Here is a 23,383-nt window from a genome sequence, read left to right as displayed (position 1 = left end):
ATGGACCGCAATCCGTTTTCCGAAGCCGAAATCGCCGGCCGCCTTGCCAAAGTCCGTACTGCTCTAGCCGAGCGCGAGCTCGACGCGGCGGTCTTCGCCTCGCCGGAGAACGTCTTCTATCTCACCGGGCTCGATCACTGGGGGTATTTTGCCCCTCACCTGCTGATCGTTCCGCTCCAGGAAAGACCCGTCCTGGTCACGCGCTCGATGGAAAAGGTAACGATCGAGAAGCAGGTGAAGGCAGCGGAATTCCGTGGCCACTCCGACAGCGAAACGGCGGCCGACCTTGCCGCGCGGGTGCTTGCGGAGCTCGGCCTGTCCGGCAAGCGGATCGGTCTCGAATACTGGACGGCCGGCCTTAGCCATGGACTTGCCATGGCACTCCAGATGCAAGCCGATGCCAAGTGGAGCGACGTCTCCGGTCTGGTCGATAAGATGCGGTGGGTGAAGAGCGCCGAGGAACAGGCGCTGATGCGTCGAGCCGCCAAGGTGACGGACGCCGCCGCCGGTGCCGCGATCGCCGCGATCTCCGATGGCGCTTCCGAACAGGAGGTCGCCGCCCAATGTGTTGCGGCAATGATCCGCGCCGGCGGTCATGCGCCGGGCTTCGGACCGTTCATCCGCCCGGCCGCGCGCTTGGGCGAAGAGCACACGACCTGGGGCGACGGGATCTACCGCAAGGGCGAGCCGGTCTTTGTCGAACTGTCCGGGTGCATCTCGCGCTACCACGCCCCGCTCGGCCGGCTCGTTCGCATCGGCCACATCAGCGACGAAGACGCCGCAATGGCGGAATTGACCGCCAAGGCGTTCAACGCGGTCATCGAGGCGTTGCGGCCGGGCGCCAAGGCGCGCGATGTCTACGCCGCCTGGCAGGCTGTCGCCGACGAGGCCGGTCTTTCCCACTATCGCCGCCATCACTGCGGTTATCTTGTCGGCGCCGGCCAGCCGCCGTCATGGACCGGCGGCAATTCGGTGACCGGCTTGAGGCACGATTCCGACCTCGAGATCGAGACCGGGATGAGCTTCCACATCCTGTCATGGCTGATGGGCACCGGTCGCGGCGATGACTTCGTCTCCAACACGGTGCTTTTGACCGATGCGGGCGCTGAAGTGCTCACCCGCACGCCGGCCGGCCCGATCGTTCGATAGGCCCGCACGCATGGCGCGCTACTCGGCACTCTCGATTTTCCGCAACGCGCTGTCCGGCCAGAAGAATTGGCAGCGCGCCTGGCGTGCGGCGGAGCCAAAACCGTCCTATGATGTGATCGTCATCGGCGGCGGTGGACACGGCCTCGCTACCGCCTTCTACCTTGCCGAGAACCACGGCATCCGCAACGTCGCGGTGCTCGAAAAGGGCTATGTCGGCGGCGGCAATGTCGGCCGCAACACTACCGTCATCCGCTCCAACTACCTGCTCGATGGCAACACCCAGTTCTACGAATTCTCGATGAAGCTTTGGGAGGGCATGTCGCGGGCGCTGAATTTCAACGTCATGTTCTCGCAGCGCGGCCAGCTCGTCACGGCGCATTCGGCCGATCAGCTCGACGGCTTCAGCCACCGCGCCAATGTCATGCGGCTGAACGGCATCGATGCCGATATCCTCGACCGGGAAGACGTGCGCCGGCTGGTGCCTTATCTCGACTTTTCCGACACCGCCCGCTTCCCGATCCATGGCGCTATCTTCCAGGGCCGGGCGGGCACGGCGCGCCACGATGCCGTCGCTTGGGGATATGCGCGCGCTGCCGACGGCCATGGCGTCGACATCATCCAGAACTGCGAAGTGACAGGCTTTGTCCGCGACGGCGACAGTATCGTCGGCGTCGAAACGACGAAAGGCCGCATCGGCGCCGGCAAGGTCGGCCTCGCGGTCGCTGGCCACACGTCCGTGCTCGGCGCCAAGGCCGGGCTTGAACTGCCGATCGAAAGCCATGTGCTGCAAGCTTTCGTCACCGAGCCGCTGAAGCCGTTGGTAGATCACGTCGTCGCTTACGGCGCCGACCATTTCTACGTCAGCCAGTCCGACAAGGGCGGACTGGTCTTCGGCGGCAATCTCGACGGTTACAATTCATACGCCCAGCGCGGCAATCTCGGCGTCGTTCGCGAGGTGGCGGAGGCGGCGATTGCATTGATGCCGTGCATTTCGCGCGTCCGCCTGCTGCGCCACTGGGGCGGCGTCATGGACATGACTCCCGATGCCAGCCCGATCATCTGCCCGACGCCGATCGACGGCCTCTATCTCAATGGCGGCTGGTGCTATGGGGGCTTCAAGGCGACTCCGGCTTCCGGCTGGTGCTTCGCCCACACGATCGCCACCGGCAAGCCGCATCCTTTGATCGCGGCCTACGGGCTCGATCGTTTCCGCACCGGCCACACGCTCGATGAGGCCGGTGTCGGCCCTTCCGCCTGGCTGCAATAGGAGGCGGGACAAAATGCTGCGCATCGAATGCCCCTGCTGCGGCCCGCGCGACCATGACGAGTTCCGCTATGGCGGCGATGCCTCGGTCACGCGTCCGGCCCATGACGATCCCGATCCGGAGGCCTGGTACCGCTACGTCTATATCAGGACAAACCCGGCCGGCCCGCACCGTGAATTCTGGCAGCACGTGACCGGTTGCCGGCAATGGCTGGTGGTCGAACGCGACACCCGCAACCATGCCGTCGCATCCGTCGACTTCGCCAAAAAATTGCGGGCCAGGAAATCAACTCTGAGGAAATCCCCGGCATGAGTTCGAACCGCAAACGGCTGTCGTTAGGTAGCCGCATCGACCGCGAGCAGCCGGTCGAGTTTACCTTCGACGCCCGCAAGCTGGCTGGATATCGCGGTGACACGCTTGCCTCTGCGCTGCTCGCCAATGGCGTCACGCTGGTCGGTCGCAGCTTCAAATATCGTCGCCCGCGCGGCATTTTTTCCGCCGGGCCCGAAGAGCCGAATGCGCTGGTTACGCTCGGGAGCGCCGGCAGGCGCGAGCCGAACCTGCCGGCGGCGACACTGGAACTCGCCCAGGGCATGGTCGTGGAGAGTCAGAACCGCTGGCCATCGCTTGCCTTCGACGTGCAAAGCATCAACGGGCTGTTGGCACCGTTTCTGTCCGCCGGCTTCTACTACAAGACCTTCATGGGCCCGACGCGCCGCGCCTGGATGTTCTACGAACATTTCATCCGCAAGGCGGCCGGCCTGGGTAGAGCCGGCACCGGCTCGGATCCCGACCGCTATGAGGTTCGTCATGCCTTCGCCGATGTCGCCATTGTCGGCGGCGGCCCGGCGGGATTGTCGGCGGCGCGGGCGGCGGCCGCGGTCGGGGCGCGGGTTGCGCTGATCGAGCAGGATTTCCTGCTTGGCGGCCAGCTTCTGGCGGAACCGTCCGACAGCGCAGCGGCTGGATGGTTGAGGCAGGCCGAGGCCGAGTTGGAGGGCTTCGAAACCGTCACGCTGATGAAGCGGACGACCGCTTTCGGCAGCTATGACGGCAATGTCCTTGGACTGGTCAAACAGCGCGATCCAACCGATCCGAAGCCGAATGGCGAGGCCCGCCAAACGGTCACTATGCTGCGCGCCCGCTCGATTGTTTTCGCCACCGGCGCCATCGAGCGGCCGATCGTGTTCTCGAATAATGACCGGCCCGGCGTGATGCTTGCCTCGGCCGCCCGGACCTATCTCAACCGTTTCGCCGTCCTGCCGGGCAAGAAAATCATTGTCGCCACCATCAATGACGGTGCCTGGCGCACCGCCTTCGACTATGCCGCAGCCGGCGCGGAGGTGACGGTTGCCGATCTGCGCGCCGTCCCGCCCGCAGCACTTGCCGCGGAAGCCGCACGGCTCGGCGTGGTGGTACGGGCCGCAACGCGCATCGTCGACCTTAACGGCGGCCATGCTGTCAGACGTGTAACGCTCAACGGGCCGGAGGGCCAATCCGAGGCCGCCTGCGACCTGGTCTGCGTGTCCGGCGGCTGGTCGCCAACTGTGCATCTCACCTCGCACCTGGGGAGCAAGCCCATTTACCGCGACGACATCGACGGCTTCGTGCCGGGTTCGTTTCCGGCCGGCCGGTTCGGCGCCGGCGCGATGATGGGAACCTATGCGACGGCCGATGCCATCGACGACGGTCATCGCGCCGGCATCGAAGCGGCAGCCTCCTGCGGCAAGTCGGCGCCGGTGCCCGCTCTGTCGAAACTCGATCTCGGCGAGACCGCTACGACGCTACTTCGCCAAGCCCCTTCGGTCGGACGTGGAAAAGCCTTCGTCGATTTCCAGATGGACGTGACGACCGGGGATATCGAGCTCGCCCATCGTGAGGGCTATGAATCGGTCGAGCACCTGAAGCGCTACACCACGCTCGGCATGGGCACCGATCAGGGCAAGACCAGCAATTTTCCCGCACTTGCCGCCATGGCAGCGCTGCGCAACGCAACGATTCCCGAAACCGGCACCACGACCTTCCGCCCGCCCTATACGCCGGTAGCGATCGGCGCGCTTGCCGGACGCGCCGTCGGCCATCATTTCAAGCCGATCCGCCGCACGCCGATGCACGACGGGCACATGGCGAACGGCGCCGAGATGCTCGAGGTCGGGCTCTGGATGCGGCCCTATTTCTACCGGCAGTCGGGCCGCGACGTGAACGAGGCCTATGTTGCCGAAATGCGTACCGTGCGTCAGGCCGCGGGGCTGATGGACATCTCCACGCTCGGCAAGATCGATGTCCAGGGCCCGGATGCGGCAATCTTCCTCGACCGCGTCTATGCCAACGGCTTTACCAAACTGGCGATAGGCCGCGCCCGCTACGGCGTCATGCTGCGCGACGACGGCATCGTCTTCGACGACGGCACCACGACGCGGCTAGCGGAAAACCGGTTCTTCATGACCACTTCGACCGCCAAGGCCGCCGATGTGCTGTCGCGTCTCGAATTCCTGCTCGACACGGCCTGGCCGGATTTGCGCGTGGCCGTTACCTCGGTCAGCGACGAGTGGGCGGCGATGTCGGTTGCCGGGCCTAACAGCCGCGCTATCCTGAATGCAGCGTTTCCCGCTCTCGACGTTTCCGAGGAGGCGCTTTCGCATATGGGACTACTCGAAAGCGAATGGGAGGGCCGTGCGCTCCGCATCCTGCGTCTCAGTTATTCCGGCGAGCGCGCTTACGAAGTCTATGTCGGCGCCACTGCCGGTGAACAGCTCTGGAGCCGCTTGCTCGAAGCCGGCAGACCCTTCGACCTGAAGCCTTACGGTGTCGAGGCGCTTGGCGCGCTGCGGGTCGAAAAGGGCCATGTCGCCGGACCGGAGATCGATGGGCGCACGACGCTCGACGATCTCGGCCTCGGCCGCATGGCCGGCAAGCGCAGCGGCTTCGTCGGCGACGTCCTGCGACGGCGCCCTGCCCTCCGGGCGCCCAACCGGCAGCGTCTGGTCGGGCTGGAATGCATCGAAGAGGGAAAACGCCTGCGCGGCGGTGCCATCCTGTTCCTGCCGGATGAGAAACCCCATGGCCATGGGCGCGGTCGTGTCAGCTCCGTCACTTTCAGCCCCGAACGCGGCCATTATGTCGGGTTGGCCCTGCTTGCCGGTGATGTCGCGGCAGAAGGAAGCGAGGTCGTGGCGGTCTATCCGATGAAGGCCGAAACGGTTCGCGCCCGCGTTGTCTCGCCGGTATTCATCGATCCGCAGGGAGAACGGCTGCATGGCTAGCTTGACCGCTTCTCGGGATTTCAGCCTGTCCGTGGCGGATTGTCCGCTTATCCAGATCGAGGGCTGGGACGCGACACTGAGACAATTCGAAAAGAGCGTCTCGGCGTCGCTCAACACGAAACTTCCCGCTTCGGTCGGAGAGACGGTTCGCCACAAGGGCTTTTTAACCATCCGCGTTGCACCTCGCCGCCTTTGGCTAGCTCTCGACGAAGGCACAGAAGCGCCAGCCCTTGTCGTCGACCCCGATCTCGGCTGTTCCGTGCCCCTCGGGGAAGGTCGTGTTCGTTTGAAAATGGCCGGCCCTGGTATCGCAAGGCTTCTGTCCGGCTGCATTGCCGTCGACTGGCACGCGCCGACCGCCGCTCCGGGCCGCGCCGTGCAAACATCCTTCCATCACGTGCCCGTGCTCTTCCTGCGCACCGGCGAGACCGCGTGCGAACTCATCGTGCCGCGAAGTTTTGCCCGCAGCCTCTCGGATTGGATTGCCGGCGGCTAGCCAATACCGGTTCCTCGGGCAAGGGCCGGCTTTAGCGGCGATCCAAGCCGCCATCACGAAGCCATCTACTCTCTTGCCGGCCAGTCCTGCAGAAGCGTAATCCCAAACTTCGGCGCGGCTACTTTGAGCCGCTCGATATCGGCAGGCGTCGGCGGCCCGACCACCTCTCCCTTGCTGCGTTCATGGCCACCTTCGGCGAGAAACTGCTCGAACACACTTGGCGTGTCTATCAGGATATAGCGAACGAGCTGATTGCCGCGATTCATAAGCTGGTGCGGGATGCCCCGCTTCAAAAACATGCTCTCGCCGGGCGAGAGCGTTCGGACCACACCGTCCACAATTGCGGTCAAGTGCCCTTCGATGACGTAGACCGTCTCGTCGTCATTCGCATGAACATGGATTGGCGTTTTCGTGTGCCCGTCGCTTGTGTTTTCGAAGAGACTCAACAAGCCTCCCGTCTGTTCGCCGGAGACCAGTCGCTTCATGACGATGCCTGCGAGCACGAATTCTTTTGGTTCAACATCCGTCATTGATCCAATCCTGCCAGGCACATGTGGTGGGGCGTCAAGCAGACGAGCTGCGCAGCGACATCCGGCAAACGTCGAACTGGCTCACGGGTTCCCGGTCGCCGGAGTTCCCTCTTCCCAAGCTCCGTTTGGACGAAAAGCCGGCTTCGTTCTCACCGGACATGCTGGCCGACATCCGCCAATTCGAGGGCGCCGCAGAGGTCCGCCTAACTGACGGCAAAGCTGCAACGGGCTGCCAGGCTCTCGCCGGGCCCAAGCACCGACAGTCCATTCCATTTGTCGATCGAACCACGATTGTGAGCATCGACAGTATGACTGACCGGTTCAAAACAGAAGGAGTCGCTGTCCTTCGATGGCGAATAGACCAGGTAAAAATTCAAGGACGATGAAGCTTCAATCCGCAGGCTGCAACTGTGCTCCGGCCACGATATGGTGGCGACGCCGTTCCAACCGGCAAACAGATTGTTTATCCATCCACTCGGCAATACGACTGGGGCGCCGAAATCCCAGTCGGGACGGGTTTTGACATCCACAAACCGTTCAGGGAGGTGGTTGGGCAGTTCGAGACAAACCTGCGAGGCCGGCGCATGAAGCGCGGTTCGTGCCGTTCTCGGGAACCATGGATGGATGCCAAGCCCGAACGGCAATCTGATCGAGGCCCGATTGACGATGCGAAGTTTCAGCTCGAGCCCCTGTCCGGCCAGCGCGTAGCTCACCTCGGCGCGATATCGGTATGGGCCGGGCCCGTTGCTGATGAGCGACAGCTTTGCGTTGTTCCGCGTTACGCTGTCGACGTCCCACTCGCTCGAAAATCCATTGCCGTGAATGGGAAATGGCTCGCCTGCAACATTGGCAGGCAGTTCGTGGAATTTGGAGTCGAATGTGAACCCGCCGCCCGAGATGCGATTTGACCATGGCAAAAGCAGGTTGCAGGCAAGGTCGAACGGTTTGCTGCTCCCGCCGTTTGGCCAAGGCCTGAAGAGTGGCACGCGCCCATAATCGAACCTCGCAAGACCTGCCCCAAGCGACGGGACGATTTCAGCAGACAGGTCTCCGCTTCCGATCTTGATCGTCCCGACCATCAGCTTCAGACGGTATCGGCCTTGGCAGCGGCGATCGGCTGTTGATGGCGGCCTTTGCGAGCGACTGCAAGAAGGTCGTTCGACGCGATCCCGATGAGCGCCTTCATCTGATCGTGTGCATCGTCGGCCCTGCGCATCCTGATTGCCTCCAGCACGTCGCCATGCGCGCTCAGCGTCTGCTGGTAATTAGCGGTGGCCGATGTGGTCAAGCGGAAGGAGAAGCTGAGGGCGGCCGCAAGCATATTGCCGAGATTGGCGAATACCGGGTTGCGGCTGGCACGCAGGATGGCGGTATGAAACCTGACGTCGGCATCGAGACACGCAGCGAGATCGTCCTGCGGAGCAATGCGCATGGCTTCATAGGCCGCTTCGATGACTGCGAGATCGCCTGACGTCGCCATCTTGGCCGCAAGTTGGGCGGCAGCGGGTTCAATGACCAGCCGCGCCTCGATCAGTCCGCGGACGAAATCGAGATCGGGCTCGATATCGCGCATCCATTCCAGAACCTGTGCATCCAGCCTGTTCCATTCGCTCGACACGCGCACACGCGTCCCGGCCCGCTTGCGCGCCTCGATCAATCCTTTCGCCGAAAGCGTCAGAAGAGCATCGCGAAGCGCGGTGCGGCTCGCCCCGTAGATGACGCAAAGCTCGGCTTCCGTCGGCAGGACGGAGTGCTGGGCGTAGGAGCCGGCGAGGATGCGCTGTCCGAGATCGCGTGCGATGCGATCCTTGAGCGATGACGTGGTGCCATCTGCGGCAGGAATGTCCTGCTTGCCTTGGCCAGTCGAAGCGATCGCCGCGTCCATCGTCATGTCCTGTTCAAGTGGTACTCGGCAATTACCACAGCAAGTATCAGCAGCGAGCCCTTGGCAAGCAACTGATAGAAGGTTGGCACGGACGTCAGTATCATTCCGTTGTTGAGGACGCCAATGATGGCGACGCCCAGCAGTGCGCCGACGATCGTGCCCTTGCCGCCCTGCAAGGCGCAGCCACCAAGAACGGCCGCTGTGATGGCCTCGAGTTCCAGGCCTTGGGATCCGGATACGGGCTGCCCGGAGCCGGTACGGGCAGCCAACAGAATCCCGGCCAATCCGGCCGCCACTCCACTCATGATGTAGATGCCGACGCGGTAGCGGTTGATGTCGATGCCGGAGAAGCGTGCGACAACGGGATTGCCGCCCAGGGCATAGATGTTGCGGCCAACGATCGAGCGGGCAAGGAAGAGATGGAACACGATCGCGGTCAGCAAGAGAATCCAGATCAGCAGAGGCAGGCCGAGGATTCGTCCGATCCCGATGAAGCGGAAAGTGTCGCTGAAAATCGCGATCGATTGCCCATCGGACATGATGAACGCGATGCCGCGGAAGATCGCCATCGTACCGAGAGTCGCGATGACAGCGTTGACCCGCCCATAGGTGATGATGATGCCGTTCACGAGGCCGGCAAGACCGCCCAGGACCAGGCCGGCAAGAATGCCAGCGGCGGGTGATCCGGTGGCCTGGATGGCCATTGCCGTCGATACTGTGGTCAGACCGACAATTGCGCCGACGGCAATATCGAGCCCTCCGGCGACAATAACCACGGTCTGGCTCATCGCCAGAACGCCCAGGATGGTAATGCCTAGACCGATGTTCAGCAGATTGCGGCTGGAGAAGAACACGTCGCCTCTCAGGGTGCCGAAAATGAGCACGAGAATGGCGAGAGCAACAAGAAGGCTTATGTTGTGAATGCCGATGCGCTCTGCGATGCGCAAGGAAGCGCGCCTTTTGCCGGTTCGGGTTGTTGCTGTCCTGAGCTCAAGGCTGTTCACTGAATTTGTCCTCCAAGCGATGCTGCAGATTGAGGCATGGCATGTCTCAGGATCGTGGCCTCGTCGATGTCAGGGCGGGAAAGTTCGGCCGTGATCCGGCCTCCAGCCATAACAAGCACCCTGTCGGCCAGCCCGATCAGTTCCGGCATTTCCGAGGAAATCAGGATTATGCCGATGCCGCTGGCGGCGAGTTCGTCGATCAGGCGATAGATTTCCGCCTTGGCGCCGATGTCGATGCCGCGGGTCGGCTCGTCGAGGATGAGAAGCATCGGCTGCCGCGCAAGCCAGCGCGCGAGAACGACCTTCTGTTGGTTGCCACCCGATAATTTCGAAACCTGTTCGTCGAGGTTGGGCGCCTTGATCGACATCTTTGCTGCAAGCGGTGAGACGATTTCCAGTGCCTTGCGCCGGTTGAAGAAGCCGAAGGTCGACGTTCTGTCGGGCACGCAAAGCGAGGCGTTATCAAGAATGCTTCGGAACAACAGCAGCGCCTCGTGCTTGCGGTCTTCCGGGGCAAAGCCGATGCCCGCCACGATCGCTGCATGCGGGCTGTTAGGGCCAACGGGCACACCATTCATCGTTATGGTTCCGTCGACGCGCCTATCATAGCCGACAATCGCCTTTGCCAGTTCGGATCGACCCGCACCCATAAGGCCGGCAATGCCGAGCACCTCGCCACGGCGGACCTTGAGGCTCACATCGGTGACGTGGTCGGTGGTCAGGCCCGCCACCTCCAGCAACGGTTGCCCCGATTGCCACGTCTCGCGCGTAAACAGATCGGCTATGTCGCGGCCCACCATGAGCTTGGCTATGGTCTGCTCGCTGGCACCGGCAGCGGGGGAATCATCGACCAGCCGGCCGTCCCGCAACACGACAATGCGATCCGCAAGGTCGATGACCTCGTTCAGCCTGTGAGAGATGTAGACGATCGAAGTGCCCGCGCCGCGCAGCCGGCGAATTACTGAAAACAGACGGCGCGCTTCGTCGTCGGTCAGTGACGAGGTCGGCTCATCGAATGCGATCAGCCGGCCGCCGGCACGTATGGCGCGCATGATTTCGATCATCTGGCGCTGTGCCGGACCGAGTGTGCTGCAGAGTTGACGCGGCAGCATATCCTGCTGCATGCCGAAGGTCGCAAGCACCTTATCAGTCTGGTCCTCGAGCCTGTGCCAGTCGAGCAGGACGCCTGCCAGCCGCGGCAGTTCGCCGACGAAAATGTTCTCGGCCACGGTCAGGTTCGGAACGATCTCCGGCTCCTGATGGATGACGCGTATTCCGGCTCTGTGGCTGTCGCGCGGCTCGCTGAAAACGATCGGCGTGGAGCCATGCAGCACGGTGCCGGTGTCCGGTGCGAACACGCCCTCGAGAATTCGCATCATTGTCGACTTGCCGGCGCCATTCTCGCCAACCAGGGCAAGCACCTCTCCTGGCCGAAAGGCAATCGAGACATTGTCGAGCGCCTGCACGACGCCGAAGCGCTTCGATATCCTGTCGAGCGAGAAGAAATCCGATTGCATCAAAAGCTCACTCCCGAGGATCGATCCCGTGTGCCCGCCGACGAACTGCCGGCCCAAAGAGCGTCATGCGCACTGCGGCGCATGACGCATATCTGGTTCAGTGGCAGAGCTTGGCTTTGTAGTCCGACGCAAAATTGTCGGCCGTGATGTATTCCGGGTCGGTGAAGGACTGAACGGGAAGCTTCGTTCCGTCCTTGATGGAGGCCAAGAGAATCTTCACCGCCAGCGCGCCATGATTTTCCGAATTGAGCCACATCGTACCACGGAACGCCGAGGGCTTTCCGGATCCGAAGGCATCGCAGGCGCGGCTCCCGTCGATGCCGATCCCCATGCCCTGGTCTGCGGAATAGCCGGCATTCTCCAGTGCTCGCGCACCACCCAGCACGCCGTCATCGTTGCATGAATAGAATATCCAGTTCGTGACGCTGGGATTGGCCGTCAATGTGGTGGTCATCACATCGATGGCGTTGACCATCGTATTGTCGTAGGGGACGCGAACGATGCTGCCCGGCTTGAAATCGGGCACCGCCTTCAGGAACGCTTCTTCCGCGCCCTTGTTGCGCTGCATGCAGGTATCGGCCTTGCGGTCCTCGATCGAGGCGATGCGCACCTCTTTGCCCGCCCAGCCTTCAGCCTTGTAGAGCTTGGCAAGCTCTTCGCCCACCCGCGCACCGATATTGTAAGCATTCATGCCGACATAGGGGACCTGGGTGCCATCCTGGTAGTAGATATCGTCGTCCACCGCCACCAAGGGAATTTTTGCGGCCTTTGCTTTCTCCGCGATGACCGGTCCCAGCGCCTTGTCGGGGACAACGATGGCGATGCCTTTCACGCCATCGCCGACCATCGTATCGAAGGTCGTGATCGTCAAATTGGCGTCGAACTGAACGTCCTGCGACACGAACGCGGCCCCTGCCGCCTCAGCCGCTTTCTTGGCGCCGCCGACTTCGGCGACGAACCATGGGTGGTCTCCCATCTTGTTGATGTAGCCAATCTTGATGTCGTCTGCGCTTGCTGTGCCACTCATCAGTCCGGCAGCCAATACCGCAAATGTCGCCAAAGCCTTTGTTGTGGTTTTCATGAATATCCTCCCTGAGAGCTCTATTGGTTGCTAGTCGTGGTAGAGAACCGAGCGCCCACCATCGATGGTGATCGTCTCGGCATTTATGAACGGCGCTTCGTCCGAAGCGAGGAAAACCGCCGTCATTGCAACCTCGTCCGGCCGGCCAATACGCTTGGGCGGATGGAGGTCGTAGGCTCGCCGCTTCTCCTCGGCGGGGTTCGGGAATGTGTTCCAGTAGGCTTCCGCGATCGGCGTCTCGATGTAGCCGGGTGCTATCGCGTTCACCCGGATACCGCGTGCGGCATATTCGATGGCCAGCGAACGGGTCAGGCCCAAAAGTGCATGCTTGGCGACCGGATACGGGAACGTATGGGGAATGATCTGGAAGGCGTGACAGCTCGCTATGTTGACGATGGACCCCGAGCCCTTCGCCAGCATCGTCGGCAAAACCGCCTTGGCGCAGAACCACGCGGCCTGGAGGTCGAGCTTGAGGCAGCGCTCCCATTCCTCATCCGGCATCATCAATGGTTCGTAGAAGACGTTGGCACCGGCATTGTTGACCAGAACGTCGACGCCGCCATAGCTCGTGATCGTGCGGGCGACCATGTCCGCGACCGCGGATGCGTCCGTGACATCCGTCTCGACGAACAATACGTCGGCGCCTCCGGCACGCAGTTCGTCGGCGATCGCTTTGCCGCTTGCCGCATTCAGTTCGGCAATGACGGTCTTTGCCCCATGCATCGCAAAAGCCCGGGCGGTGGCGGCACCTATGCCTTGGCCGGCGCCCGTGACGATTGCGATCTTTCCTTGCAGCCGGCCTGCCATTGCATTCACCAGTCAACCACGGTGCCGTCCGGCATGACGGCATTGCGGGCATGCAGCACTTCCTGCTTAAAGGGGTGACGCGCGATCACGTCCTCATTGACGGTGACGCCAAGGCCCGGCAGTTCGGGCAGGTCCCAGCGGCCTGGTTTACGCCGAATTGGCCAGGTAACGACCTCGTCGTACCAGGCGACGGCACCGGACATCTCCTCCTGAATGACGACGTTTGGCGTCGATATGCCGAAGTGAAGAGCAGCGACGCCAGCGATCGGACCGAGCGGGTTGTGCGGCGCAAGGCCGATGCCTGCCGTTTCCGCCATGGCCGCGATCTTCTTTGTCTCCAGCAGACCGCCAGTGTGGCAGATATCAGGCTGGGCAATGTTGAAGGCACGGGCTGCGATCGAGTGCGTGAATTCGCGGCGCCCGATCAGCCGTTCGCCGGACGCGATCGGCACGGCTGATCGCGCCGTAATATGCGCCAGTCCGGCAACATCTTCGGGTGGAACGGGCTCTTCCGCGAACATGATGCGGGCCGGCTCGATTGCCTTGAGGTAATCCATCGCCGCGTTAACCGATGCAGGGCGTCCGTGGAAATCGACCATGATGTCGATGTCCGGGCCAACCGCCTCGCGAAGTGAGCCAACCATGTTGGCAACAGAATCGACCGCCTTCGTAGGAGACACGTAGTGGGTGTAGGGAATGCAGACGACCTTGACCGCGTCGTAGCCTGCCTGCGTCACGATGCGTCCGCGTTCCACGATGGCATCCGCGGATCCGGTCTCATAGACCGCCTTCATGTCCCCGAGGCCGAGATGCGTGTAGGTGCGCAGATAGTCGCGGACCTGGCCACCTAGAAGGCGCCAGACGGGGACTCCCAATGATTTGCCCAGGATGTCCCAGAGCGCGATCTCAATGCCGCTGACAGCAGACATTCCCTCGACGCCGAGACGCCAAAATCCGTGCCGCGTAAGTATCTGGTAGCACTGCTCCACGTTGCGCGGATCCTGCCCGATGAGCAGGGCCTCAAGGTCCTGAAGCGCCCCAACGACGGCTCGGGTCTTCCATTCCAGCGTTGCCTCACCCCAGCCAAACAGCCCGGGCTCGTCGGTTTCGACCCGGACGAAGACCCAGTTGCGCATTTCCGCATTGCAGACGCGCGCCATGATGGCCGTGATTTTCATTGGTCCTCCCAGACCTGCCGCCTTTTTTCGAGGGCGATATGTATGATTTATTATGGATAATATGGACGAGTCAAGCGCAACGTCGATGTGGACCAAGGCCGTCAAGGAACTGGTCCTCAGGAGGATCCGAGCAATTGTCGATCAATCCTTGTCCGCCGATGGAAGGGCTGTCAGCCTCCGATCCGCGAACATCGCGGAAAAGGCGCGGCTAAATCACCGCGCAGACTGTTTTCGTCTCGAGATAGTTCTCCAGGCCCGGTGCGCCGTTCTCATAGCCCCAACCGGATTGCTTGTGGCCGCCCTTCGGCAATTCCGGCGAGAAGTAGGAATGGCAATTGATCCAGACGGTGCCCGACCGGATACGTGCGGCAAGGCGATGCGCAGTGGAAAGGTCGCGGGTCCAGACGCTTGCGGCGAGGCCGTAGGGCGAGTCGTTCGCATGGCTTAACGCCTCCGCGACATCGTCGAACGGTGTCACGGCAACGACCGGGCCGAAGATTTCCTCGCGCATCATGCGCATGTCCGGGCGAACGCCGGTAACCACGGTCGGCTCGAAGAAGTTGTCGAAGCGCCGGCCGCCGGCGATGATCTCGGCGCCGCTGGAAGCACCATCGCCGACGTAGAAGGCGACGCGCGCAGCCTGGGTTCCGTTGACCAGCGGACCAAGGTCGGCATCCGGGTCAAGCCCGTGTCCGAGACGCAGCTTTCGCGCCTCTTCCGCCAGCCCCTCCACCAGACGGTCGTAGATCGAGCGATGCGCATAGACACGCGAGCCGGCGACGCAGACCTGGCCGGCATTGGCGAAGATCCCCCGAGCCACTCCGGGGATTGCGAGCCCCATGTCCACATCGGGCATGATGATGGCCGGCGACTTGCCACCCAGCTCGAGCGTCAGCTTCTTCAGATTGCCGCGCGCTGCGGAGACGATCATCTTTCCGACTTCCGTCGAGCCGGTGAAGGCGACCTTATCGACATCGGGATCTGCAGCCAATGCTGCGCCCACGGTTTCACCGAGACCGGTCACGATATTGACGACGCCGTCCGGCAAGCCGGCTTCGATCATCAGTTCGCCGAGCCTGAGCGCGGTGAGCGACGTTTCCTCAGCTGGCTTGAGCACGATCGTACAGCCGGCGGCAAGCGCCGGGGCGAGCTTCATCGAGGCCATGAGCAGCGGCGAATTCCATGGCGTTATGGCTGCCACGACACCGATCGGCTCTCGCACCGTGTAGGCGAAAATCTTGCTGCGCGCCGGTTGGTAGCTGATGGAGGTGGGGATGGTCGTGCCGAGGATTTTCGTGGCAAAACCGGCGAAATAGTGGAACTGCTCGGCCGAGGCGGGAATCTCGGCGAAGCGTGAGGTCTTCAGCGACTTTCCTTGGTCAAGCGTCTCGAGTTCTGCAAGCTCATCGGCATGGCGTTCAATCAGGTTGGCGATGCGCCATAGCAGCTTACCGCGTGCCGACGGTGTCATGTCGCGCCAGCTCTCGCCTTCGAAAGCAGCACGCGCCGCAGCAATGGCGCGGCCGGCGTCATCGGCTGTGCCTTGCGCCAGCAGTGCGAGCGTGTCGCCATTCGCAGGATCGGTCGCGGGCAAGGTTGCGCCATCGCTGGCGTCGCACCAGCCGCCGCCGATCAGGTGCCGCATTCTGGGTTTGGCCAGGAACGCCTTGACGCCTGCATGCCTGGCTGCACCGTTTCGAATGATGACCGTCATGTCCGTACCCCGCAAGCGAGCGCCTCGACCGCGGCGAGAGCACCGCGGATGATGGAATGATAGCCTGTGCAACGGCAGATATTGCCTTCGAGCGCAGTGCGGATCTGAGACTCGTCTGGAGCCGGATTCTCCAGCAGCAGAGCGGTCAGCGCAACAGTGATGCCGGGTGCGCAGTAGCCGCACTGGAAGGCGTTTTCGGCCGCCAGAGCCTGGCGCAGGACAATAGCTTCGGGAAGGTCGTCGAAACCCTCCGGCGTGATGATGGTGGCCCGGTCGAGTTGCCACGACATGAGCAGACAGCCATTGACCGCGCGATCGTCCATCAGCACGGAACAAGCGCCGCAGCGGCCGATGCCGCAAGCCGTCTTGGCGGCAGTCATGCCGAAATGATCGCGCAGCAAATCGATCAGGCGCAACTCGGCGGGCACGGCCAGCGCCTGGCGGCAGCCGTTGAGGTTAAAGGCGATCTCGATGTCGGCACTCACGCCGCACTCCTCCGCAAGGCGTCGAGCACCCATTCTGGATCGACCGGGATGCGCTCGGGCCAATCCCCTGTGGCGTCCGCAATCGCGTTGACGATGGCTGGCGTCACGGCGCCAATGCCAAGCTCACCGGCTCCGCGCGGGCCGAACGGGTCGTCCTCGTCCAAATCCTCCAATGCGAAGGTCGCGAGGCTTTCCGGCGTATCGGCAATGCCTGGCAGCATATAGAAGTCGAGGTTGCCGGCAAGATACCGGCCATCCCGCATCGCCGCGTCCTCGGTGAGGGTGAAGCCCAGCCCCTGGACGCCGCCGCCTTCGATCTGGCCGAGATAGGCGGCGGGATCGAGCATCGGTCCGGCCGCGGTGTGCTGATGGAGGTCGAGCACACGTACCTGTCCGGTGATGCGGCTGACGGCAACGCGCGCCAGTGTCGCGCCGAAGGCGAAGATCAGGCGTGCATTGCCTTCCAGATAGTCCGATTTCGGAAACTCGAAGCTGACGGCAGCAGCTGGCAGCCGGTCGGGAGGCAACGCCTCGGCAAGCTCGGCGAAACTCATGAGCAGTGAGCCGCTGTTGGAATGTCGCTCGACGATACCGCCGGGTGCCAGCGCCAGCGTCCCGGCTTCGCGGCAAAGCAGCTGGCCCGCTGCGGCCAGCAGGTCACGCGCAAAAGCTGGTGCGGCGACTGCCGCGACCCGCCAGACCACGTGAGTGCCGCGCGAGGCGGTAGAGGAACCGGATTCGGGCGTCGCCGCCGTATCGCCGGTGACCGGCCGGACATCGTCGCGACCGCAGCCGAGCGCTCCGGCTACGGCGGCCTTGACCGAGGTGAGCAGGCCCTGTCCCAGCTCGTCCAGGCCGTAGAGAGCTTCGATCATGCCATCCGCAGCCAAGCGCAACGCGCCTCCGGCCGGGTCCGGCGGCAGCGTGCCTAGTCCGTTGCCTTGATAGTTCATCGCCATCCCGACGCCGATCGTCTCACAGCCGTCGAACGACGGACCACGCGGCTTGGCCCAGATCGGGTCAGCAGCGGCGGCTTGCAGCATCTCGGCCAAACGTTCGGACGGCGCGACCTGCTGGCCGAGATGGCCTCGCGTGCCAGGCTCGCGCAAATTGCGGCGCCGTATCTCGATAATGTCGATGCCGGCGGCTTCGGCCAGCCGGTCCAGCTGGCACTCTACCGCGAAGGCCATCTGGTTGGCACCGAAGCCACGAAACGCGCCGCAGACGCCGTTATTGGTGTAGGCGAGCCTGCCCGAGCTGAGGACGTTGGGAACGACATATGGCCCGCAGGCGTGTTCGAGGGCCGTCTCAAGCACGCCCGGACCGAGCGACGCGTAGGCGCCGGCATCCGCGATCACATCCACCTGCTGTGCGAGCAGCCGACCTTCGGGGTCGCAGGCGGTACGCATATGGATGCGCATGGCATTGCGCTTGGTGCCCGCGATGACGGATTCCGCCCGGTCGAGATGCAGCCGCAGGGCGCGTCCGGTCTTCAGCGCCAGCAGGGCCAGGGCAGGCTGCACGGTCAGCTCGTCCTTGCCGCCGAAAGCGCCGCCAGTCGGGCTGGTGACCACCCGTATCTGCTCTTGCGGCATACCGAGGATGCGCGAGAGCTGCATGCGGTCGCGGCGGCCATGCTGCCCACCGGCAAAGACGTTCAGGGTACCATCCGTACCGACGAAAGCGTAGCCGCCCTCCGTCTCCATAAAGCCGTGCATCTGGCACGGCGTTTCGTAGACAGCCTCGACGATATGAGCTGCCTTGGCAAAAGTCGCGGCGGCATCGCCACGCGTGAACTCGAAGCTGCACTGCAGATTGCCTGAGGCGTGGACCGACTCGGCTCCAGCGGCGAGTGCCTGTTGGGGATCGCTCACAATTGGCAGCGGCTCGTATTCGACGCTGACGAGAGCAAGCGCGCGTTCGGCCGTCTTCATGTCAACAGCGGCAACAGCAGCAACCGCGTCGCCAACATAGCGGACCTTGTCGAAGCACAGTGCCGGCTGATCTTGCACGACAATGCCGAAGGCATTGCTGCCGGCAATGTCGCGGTGCGTGACAACCGCCGCGACGCCGGGCAGCGCCTCGGCCGCGCTCGTATCGATGGAAACGATCCTTGCATGGGGAATGCCAGCGCGCCGAATGCGCCCGACCAGCATACCGGGCTCGCGATGGTCGGTCAGGTATTCGAGCCGGCCGGCGATTTTCGGCGCGCCGTCCGGCCGCTGGTACCAGCGTGCGCCGGTTTCCGACCGGGACACAAGAACCTCGGCAGGCGGCTTTCCGGACGGCACGGTCCGCCGGCGCGGCGAATGTGCTCCTTGGGACAACTTGCCGCCGAGCCCGAAGACCAGCGCATTCGCCGCGACATTGCGCCGATAACGGCCGGACCGCCACGAATCGTCGATCGCCGGCGCCTCTGCAAGAATTGCGGCGTGCAGCTCGGCCCAATCGATCTCTTGGAGGCGCCGGCCGATGAGCAGCGCTTCAGCGCGGCCAAGACGGGCTGCTTCGCCGCCGCCGCTGGCCGCGAGCCGCGCGATCGTGACAAGATCGTCCGCCGTTTCGATCAGTCCGGCAACACCAGCCACGCTTGGGGTGAAGGCGGCGCGCAGGCCGACTTTGCGATGGGTCCAGCGAGCGGCAGTTGGCTGCGGTGGAACGATGATCGTCTCAATGAGGGCCGCTGACGGTGCGTCGGCCAACCATTGCGCGAGCGGCACGACGGCGCGCCCAGCCGGTGAGACGATCTCCAGCTTCGCGTCGATCGCGAGCAGGGCCGGCAGAAGGCAACCCGTGCGCCCGGCGACGTTGCCGCCCAGCGTTGCGAGATTGCGGACGGCGGGTCCCGCCGTGGCGCGGACGGCGGCTGCGAGCAGAGGCAAATTCTCGCCTATCGCCCGGTCACGCTCCAAGGCACCCAGGGTCGTCAGTGCGCCGATGCGAAAGCCGTCATCGGCCGGTTGGATGCCCTTCAGGCAGGCGATTCGGCCGATGTCGATGAGGCGCCGCGGCTTTGGCAGGCCTTTCGCCCAGCCGAGCTGCAGCGCCGTGCCTCCGGCGACCAGTTGCGATGCGCCCTCGCCTGCCAACGACAGCGCCTCGGCAACGGAGGCCGGGCGAAGCACCTGGAGATCCGGTCCGGTCATGTGGCTACCGCGGTCGTGCCGAAACGAATGCCTTTTTCCTTCAGCCAGCGGCGGTAAGCGATGGAGGAACCGTCGGCGCGTGTCGGGATTTCCATCCGCGGCTCGAGCGGAAGGCGCAGCGGCCGCTGGTTCTCCACGATGATCCGATCTTGCAGAAAGATGACCTGTTCGAAGTTGAGCAACGCCGTCTGCGTCGAAGCGGAGTCGACGAGATACATGACCGGCTGGGCGCGGCAGAGATCTTCCTCGAGAGGCTGGATGAACAGCGCGATCACATCGAGCCGACCGCGCGCTCCGGGGCATACACGGTAAAGCATGACAATGAATGGGCTCGGCACACGATAGGTCAGATGCACAAACGCGCCGGAGCTTTCCGTGGCGGCGATGCGCGGCTGGAAGAACGTGCAGTTGGTCGCCCAGACCTCGTCCACGTCGCGACGTATCTCGCTCAGATAGGCCGGCACCTCCGTATGCGGCTCCGAGCCGAGAATGTCGGTATGCACGAAGGGGAAATGTGCCATGTCGAGGAAGTTCTCTACGACACGCAAACCCGAAGCCCGCATCGTCACCCAGCCGCAGGGCACGTAGCGCCGGTCGGGCTCCGACGCCTCGGCGATCTCGAAGATTTCCTTCCCCGGCTCGCCCAGCGTCGTCCAGACGCAGCCGTAGCGCTGTCGGACAGGCAGCGCGAGGCCGCGGCCGTCGTCGTCCAGGACCTCCCTAACGATGATTGCGCCCGTGATGTCACGGACCAGTTCGATGTCCTGGCCCAGCAGCCGCGTGCGGCTCGGCGCGCCACCCAGGTCGGCCACCGTCGCCACCGCATACCAATCGTCCAGTGCCGCCCTGTCCGTCGTCTTCATTACCGGGGCTCGCCTTATTGGGTCCACTGCAGGCTGCCGCCGGAATTCTCGGCGAGGAAGGCGGCGCGCCGGGCGAACAGGCCAGGCGCGACGCGATGGATTTCGGCAATGATCTCGCGCAGGTCGCCGGTGCGCAGCACGCCGTGCTCGACGAGGATCTCGCCATCGACCATCGTCAGGGACACGTCGCTGCCGCGCACGGCGTGGACGAGATTGTGGTGGAGATTGAAATAGGGTCCGTCGCGGAAGACCGGCGTCATGCGCGGCGTATCGGTGCGGACCGCGATGATGTCGGCACGCTTGCCGACCTCGATCGAGCCGATCTCATGATCGAGGCCGATCGCCTTGGCGCCGACGATGGTGGCCATGCGCAGCACTTGCCAGCTATCCATGGCAGCGGCGTCGAGGTCCTTCAGCTTGCCCAGCAGCGAAGTCACCTTCATCTCTTCGAACATGTCGAAATTGTTGTTCTCCTTCTCGCCGTCGGTGCCGATCCCGACAGGCACGCCGGCCTTCAGCATCTCGGCCACCAGCGCGATGCCGCTTGCCAGCTTCATGTTGGAAACAGGATTGTGGGCCACCGAAACGCGGCGCTTGGAAATAAGCTCGATCTCCTCCCGGTCGAGCCAGACGGCGTGGGCGATCATGGCGCGCGGCGTTTCGAAGAAGCCGAGGTCGTCGAGCGCGAACATCGGCCGTTTGCCGTAACGCCGCTCAAATTCCGCGATCTCGATCTCGGCCTCGCTGCAATGTGTGTGGAAGCCGGTCTCGTATTTCCTTGCGAGTTCGATCGCCCGGCGCTGGCCGGCTTCGTCGGCATAAAACAGATGCTCCAGCCCGACCCAGACGTTGATGCGGCCGCCCGCCTTGCGATGCCAGCCCTCGATCATCGCCTCGTTCATGTCGAGCGTGTCGAAATAGTTGTAGTCGGGATGCTCGCCGACGTAAGGCACGGCGACCAGGCGGTTGCCGATCGCCTCGGCCGCCCTGGCGCTGCCTTCCATGAACCGCCACATGTCGACGACGGTGGTCGTGCCGCCGAGCACGGATTCCGCGTAGCAGAGCCACGACGCCGCCTCGGCCTCGTGTGGCTGCAGCACGCGATGCATCGGATTGATATGGAGTGTCAGCCAGTCCCAGACCGGCAGGTGCTCCGCCGTGCCGCGCAGGAAACCGGAATGCGCATGCGCGTTGACCAGCCCGGGCAAAAGCACCGCATTGTCGAGCTTCTTCACGGCTACGGCCGGATGCGCGGCACGCAGTGCAGCGAGCGCACTGACCGCGGCGATACGGCCATCCTCGACCAGCACGGCGCCGTCAGGCAACACATGGTTATTTTCATCCATAGTGAGCAGCGTGTCGGCCGCAAGGATGAGGCTTCGTGTCATCGCCAGTGCTCCGTGTGCGTTCTGTCGTTCATGACATCCTCAAGCTGCCGCGAGCAGGAAATCGGCGGCGCGCTCGCCGATCATAGTGGCGGGCGCGTGGGTGTTGCAGGTCGGGATCGTCGGGATCACCGAAGCGTCGGCAACATGCAGCCCATCAAGGCCGTGCACGGCGAGGCGGCTGTCGACGACGGCCATCGCGTCCTCGCCCATCTTGGCTGTTCCGCAGGTGTGGAAGAACGTCGAGCACGCCTCGCGGATGAAGGCGATTGTCTCGGTGCGGGTCAGTCGGCGGTCGGGTGCGGCGAAGCTGCCGAAGAGACCGGCATTCGCCTTTGCAGCCGCCATCTCCATCACCAGCTCGACCGCAGTGACCATGGCGTCGAGATCTTCCGGTTCCGCCAGAAAGTTCGGTTGGATTTCGAGCGGCCCGCCGGGCTTGCCGTCGAGTAGCTTCAGCTGCCCGACACTCTTCGAGCGCATCAGGCCCGCACCGAAGGAAAAGACATCGCCGGATAGATCGTAGCGCGCGCGGATCGCCGGTTCGGCGCTGTTGCCCTGGACCGGAAAGGCGTGCAGGTCGGGCTGCGGCAGGTCCGGCCGCGACTTCCAGTTGACCATCGAGCCACCGCCATTGCCCACTATCGGTCCGATCGGGCGCTTCGCGCGGAAAACGCAGGCCTGCGCCAGCGGATGATCCTGAAGATTCCGGCCGACGCCCGGCAGGGCGCAAACGACCGCAATGCCAAGGCGCTTCAGGTCGAGCGGATCGCCGATGCCCGACAGCATCAGCAGGCGCGGCGTGTCGATGGCCCCGGCCGCTAGCACGATGCTCTCTTGCGCGCGCGTTTCGCAGATTTCGCCGCCGACGAGGTGCTTGACCGCGACGCATCGGCTGCCTTCGACCGTCAGGCCGATGGCCGCGGATCCGGTCAGCACCGTCAGCATCGGGTGATCCAGGATCGGCACGAGATAGCCCGTCGCCGAACTCCAGCGCTTGCCGTCGAAGATGTTGAAATTCGCGGCCGCCGCCCCCTCGTTGCTGGGGCCGTTCGGATCGTCGATCACCGGGATACCGATCTCGGCCGCGCCATCGATCAGCGCCTGCGCGACCGGGTGCAGTGCCGTCGGCCGCTCGATACGGAGCGGACCGCCCGCTCCGCGAAACTCGCTTGCACCGTCGCGCCAGTCCTCGCAGCGCCGGAAAAAGGGCAGCACGTCGGCGAAGCTCCAGCCCTTGGCGCCGCCAGCCTCCCAGGCATCGTAATCATGTGGGTGGCCGCGATACCACATCATCGCGTTGATGGCGCTTGAGCCGCCCAGCAGGCGGCCACGCGGGATGCCGATGGTACGGCCGTTCACGCGCCGTGTCGGAGCATAGTCGTAGCCCCAGTCATAGGTGCCGCGGCCAAGCGGCACCCATTGGCCGGGGTCGTCGGCCTCCACGATCCCAAGACTCGTCGGGCCTGCTTCGATCAGGAGGACGTCGGCACCGGCATCGACCAGCCGCCGCGTCACCGCACAGCCACCGGAACCCGAGCCGACCACGACGTAGTCGTAGCTGGGTTTCAGCGCGCGTCGAGGGACGACAGGTCCGAGGGTGCCCATGATCTCG

Annotated in this window: 19 protein-coding genes; 5 read left to right on the top strand and 14 right to left on the bottom strand. The window is 63.8% G+C overall.

Annotation, left to right across the window (positions count from 1 at the left end; genetic code table 11):
* Genes NKJ20_RS09385 through NKJ20_RS09365 form a run of 5 tightly spaced genes read left to right on the top strand, consistent with a single transcriptional unit; the run spans nt 1 to nt 6,173 of the window.
* A complete protein-coding gene (locus NKJ20_RS09385; protein ID WP_352743707.1) occupies nt 1–1,149 on the top strand; it encodes a M24 family metallopeptidase in 1,149 nt (382 codons plus the stop codon).
* 10 nt (nt 1,150–1,159) lie between these two features.
* On the top strand, nt 1,160–2,416 hold the full coding sequence (locus NKJ20_RS09380; RefSeq protein ID WP_352743706.1) for a sarcosine oxidase subunit beta family protein: 1,257 nt from the start codon (nt 1,160–1,162) through the stop codon (nt 2,414–2,416).
* 13 nt (nt 2,417–2,429) lie between these two features.
* Nucleotides 2,430–2,726 carry a sarcosine oxidase subunit delta gene (locus tag NKJ20_RS09375; RefSeq protein WP_352743704.1) on the top strand — a complete coding sequence of 99 codons (297 nt, stop codon included), beginning with the start codon at nt 2,430–2,432 and terminating at the stop codon, nt 2,724–2,726.
* Nucleotides 2,723–5,677: a sarcosine oxidase subunit alpha family protein gene (locus NKJ20_RS09370; protein WP_352743702.1), complete on the top strand. Its 2,955-nt coding sequence runs from the start codon at nt 2,723–2,725 to the stop codon at nt 5,675–5,677. The genes NKJ20_RS09375 and NKJ20_RS09370 overlap by 4 nt, the downstream gene beginning before the upstream one ends.
* A complete protein-coding gene (locus tag NKJ20_RS09365; RefSeq protein ID WP_352743701.1) occupies nt 5,670–6,173 on the top strand; it encodes a sarcosine oxidase subunit gamma family protein in 504 nt (167 codons plus the stop codon). The genes NKJ20_RS09370 and NKJ20_RS09365 overlap by 8 nt, the downstream gene beginning before the upstream one ends.
* A gap of 65 nt (nt 6,174–6,238) precedes the next feature.
* On the opposite strand, the gene NKJ20_RS09360 is transcribed toward NKJ20_RS09365, so the two are convergent.
* The 14 genes from NKJ20_RS09360 to NKJ20_RS09295 form a co-directional block, all read right to left on the bottom strand.
* Nucleotides 6,239–6,703 carry a cupin domain-containing protein gene (locus NKJ20_RS09360; protein ID WP_352743700.1) on the bottom strand — a complete coding sequence of 155 codons (465 nt, stop codon included), beginning with the start codon at nt 6,701–6,703 and terminating at the stop codon, nt 6,239–6,241.
* Nucleotides 6,704–6,906: 203 nt separating this feature from the next.
* A complete protein-coding gene (locus NKJ20_RS09355) occupies nt 6,907–7,782 on the bottom strand; it encodes an aldose 1-epimerase (RefSeq protein ID WP_352743698.1) in 876 nt (291 codons plus the stop codon).
* 5 nt (nt 7,783–7,787) lie between these two features.
* Complete coding sequence (locus tag NKJ20_RS09350) at nt 7,788–8,588, bottom strand: FadR/GntR family transcriptional regulator (protein WP_245274602.1); 801 nt, start codon at nt 8,586–8,588, stop codon at nt 7,788–7,790.
* Between the two features lie 2 nt (nt 8,589–8,590).
* Nucleotides 8,591–9,535 carry an ABC transporter permease gene (locus tag NKJ20_RS09345; protein WP_352502561.1) on the bottom strand — a complete coding sequence of 315 codons (945 nt, stop codon included), beginning with the start codon at nt 9,533–9,535 and terminating at the stop codon, nt 8,591–8,593.
* A 53-nt stretch (nt 9,536–9,588) separates the two neighbouring features.
* Entirely contained in the window at nt 9,589–11,109 is a 1,521-nt protein-coding gene (locus tag NKJ20_RS09340; RefSeq protein ID WP_352743697.1) for a sugar ABC transporter ATP-binding protein, read from the bottom strand.
* 97 nt (nt 11,110–11,206) lie between these two features.
* A complete protein-coding gene (locus NKJ20_RS09335) occupies nt 11,207–12,190 on the bottom strand; it encodes a substrate-binding domain-containing protein (RefSeq protein ID WP_352571183.1) in 984 nt (327 codons plus the stop codon).
* 30 nt (nt 12,191–12,220) lie between these two features.
* On the bottom strand, nt 12,221–12,997 hold the full coding sequence (locus tag NKJ20_RS09330; RefSeq protein ID WP_352571181.1) for an SDR family oxidoreductase: 777 nt from the start codon (nt 12,995–12,997) through the stop codon (nt 12,221–12,223).
* A 5-nt stretch (nt 12,998–13,002) separates the two neighbouring features.
* Entirely contained in the window at nt 13,003–14,280 is a 1,278-nt protein-coding gene (gene dgoD, locus NKJ20_RS09325; RefSeq protein ID WP_352743695.1) for a galactonate dehydratase, read from the bottom strand.
* 103 nt (nt 14,281–14,383) lie between these two features.
* The gene (locus tag NKJ20_RS09320; RefSeq protein ID WP_352449809.1) at nt 14,384–15,889 is read right to left on the bottom strand and encodes an aldehyde dehydrogenase family protein; all 1,506 of its coding nucleotides are present in this window, start codon (nt 15,887–15,889) and stop codon (nt 14,384–14,386) included.
* Nucleotides 15,886–16,374, bottom strand: a complete 489-nt coding sequence (locus NKJ20_RS09315) for a (2Fe-2S)-binding protein (RefSeq protein ID WP_352449810.1) — start codon at nt 16,372–16,374, stop codon at nt 15,886–15,888. Before NKJ20_RS09315 ends, NKJ20_RS09320 begins: the two co-directional genes overlap by 4 nt.
* Entirely contained in the window at nt 16,371–19,520 is a 3,150-nt protein-coding gene (locus NKJ20_RS09310) for a molybdopterin cofactor-binding domain-containing protein (protein ID WP_352743693.1), read from the bottom strand. Before NKJ20_RS09310 ends, NKJ20_RS09315 begins: the two co-directional genes overlap by 4 nt.
* The gene (locus NKJ20_RS09305; RefSeq protein WP_352449812.1) at nt 19,517–20,383 is read right to left on the bottom strand and encodes an aromatic ring-hydroxylating dioxygenase subunit alpha; all 867 of its coding nucleotides are present in this window, start codon (nt 20,381–20,383) and stop codon (nt 19,517–19,519) included. Before NKJ20_RS09305 ends, NKJ20_RS09310 begins: the two co-directional genes overlap by 4 nt.
* 14 nt (nt 20,384–20,397) lie before the next feature.
* Nucleotides 20,398–21,771, bottom strand: coding sequence for an amidohydrolase family protein (locus NKJ20_RS09300; protein ID WP_352449813.1), 1,374 nt, complete (start codon nt 21,769–21,771; stop codon nt 20,398–20,400).
* Nucleotides 21,772–21,810: 39 nt separating this feature from the next.
* The gene (locus tag NKJ20_RS09295; RefSeq protein WP_352743690.1) at nt 21,811–23,376 is read right to left on the bottom strand and encodes a GMC family oxidoreductase; all 1,566 of its coding nucleotides are present in this window, start codon (nt 23,374–23,376) and stop codon (nt 21,811–21,813) included.
* Nucleotides 23,377–23,383 lie beyond the last annotated feature (7 nt).

Source organism: Mesorhizobium sp. M0185 (assembly GCF_040322175.1).
In the GTDB taxonomy this organism is placed as follows: Bacteria; Pseudomonadota; Alphaproteobacteria; order Rhizobiales; family Rhizobiaceae; genus Mesorhizobium.
The sequence above is the reverse complement of the archived record's forward strand: the minus strand, read 5'-3'. Positions and strand labels throughout refer to the sequence as shown.

Bases quoted from the DNA above. Each gene is read 5' to 3' on its own strand.
- NKJ20_RS09350 (WP_245274602.1), bottom strand. From the start codon at position 8,588: ATGGACGCGGCGATCGCTTCGACTGGCCAAGGCAAGCAGGACATTCCT.
- NKJ20_RS09320 (WP_352449809.1), bottom strand. From the start codon at position 15,889: ATGACGGTCATCATTCGAAACGGTGCAGCCAGGCATGCAGGCGTCAAG.
- NKJ20_RS09370 (WP_352743702.1), top strand. From the start codon at position 2,723: ATGAGTTCGAACCGCAAACGGCTGTCGTTAGGTAGCCGCATCGACCGC.
- NKJ20_RS09310 (WP_352743693.1), bottom strand. From the start codon at position 19,520: ATGACCGGACCGGATCTCCAGGTGCTTCGCCCGGCCTCCGTTGCCGAG.
- NKJ20_RS09330 (WP_352571181.1), bottom strand. From the start codon at position 12,997: ATGGCAGGCCGGCTGCAAGGAAAGATCGCAATCGTCACGGGCGCCGGC.
- NKJ20_RS09360 (WP_352743700.1), bottom strand. From the start codon at position 6,703: ATGACGGATGTTGAACCAAAAGAATTCGTGCTCGCAGGCATCGTCATG.
- NKJ20_RS09385 (WP_352743707.1), top strand. From the start codon at position 1: ATGGACCGCAATCCGTTTTCCGAAGCCGAAATCGCCGGCCGCCTTGCC.
- NKJ20_RS09305 (WP_352449812.1), bottom strand. From the start codon at position 20,383: ATGAAGACGACGGACAGGGCGGCACTGGACGATTGGTATGCGGTGGCG.
- NKJ20_RS09335 (WP_352571183.1), bottom strand. From the start codon at position 12,190: ATGAAAACCACAACAAAGGCTTTGGCGACATTTGCGGTATTGGCTGCC.
- NKJ20_RS09355 (WP_352743698.1), bottom strand. From the start codon at position 7,782: ATGGTCGGGACGATCAAGATCGGAAGCGGAGACCTGTCTGCTGAAATC.
- NKJ20_RS09375 (WP_352743704.1), top strand. From the start codon at position 2,430: ATGCTGCGCATCGAATGCCCCTGCTGCGGCCCGCGCGACCATGACGAG.
- NKJ20_RS09295 (WP_352743690.1), bottom strand. From the start codon at position 23,376: ATGGGCACCCTCGGACCTGTCGTCCCTCGACGCGCGCTGAAACCCAGC.
- NKJ20_RS09300 (WP_352449813.1), bottom strand. From the start codon at position 21,771: ATGACACGAAGCCTCATCCTTGCGGCCGACACGCTGCTCACTATGGAT.
- NKJ20_RS09380 (WP_352743706.1), top strand. From the start codon at position 1,160: ATGGCGCGCTACTCGGCACTCTCGATTTTCCGCAACGCGCTGTCCGGC.
- NKJ20_RS09340 (WP_352743697.1), bottom strand. From the start codon at position 11,109: ATGCAATCGGATTTCTTCTCGCTCGACAGGATATCGAAGCGCTTCGGC.
- NKJ20_RS09365 (WP_352743701.1), top strand. From the start codon at position 5,670: ATGGCTAGCTTGACCGCTTCTCGGGATTTCAGCCTGTCCGTGGCGGAT.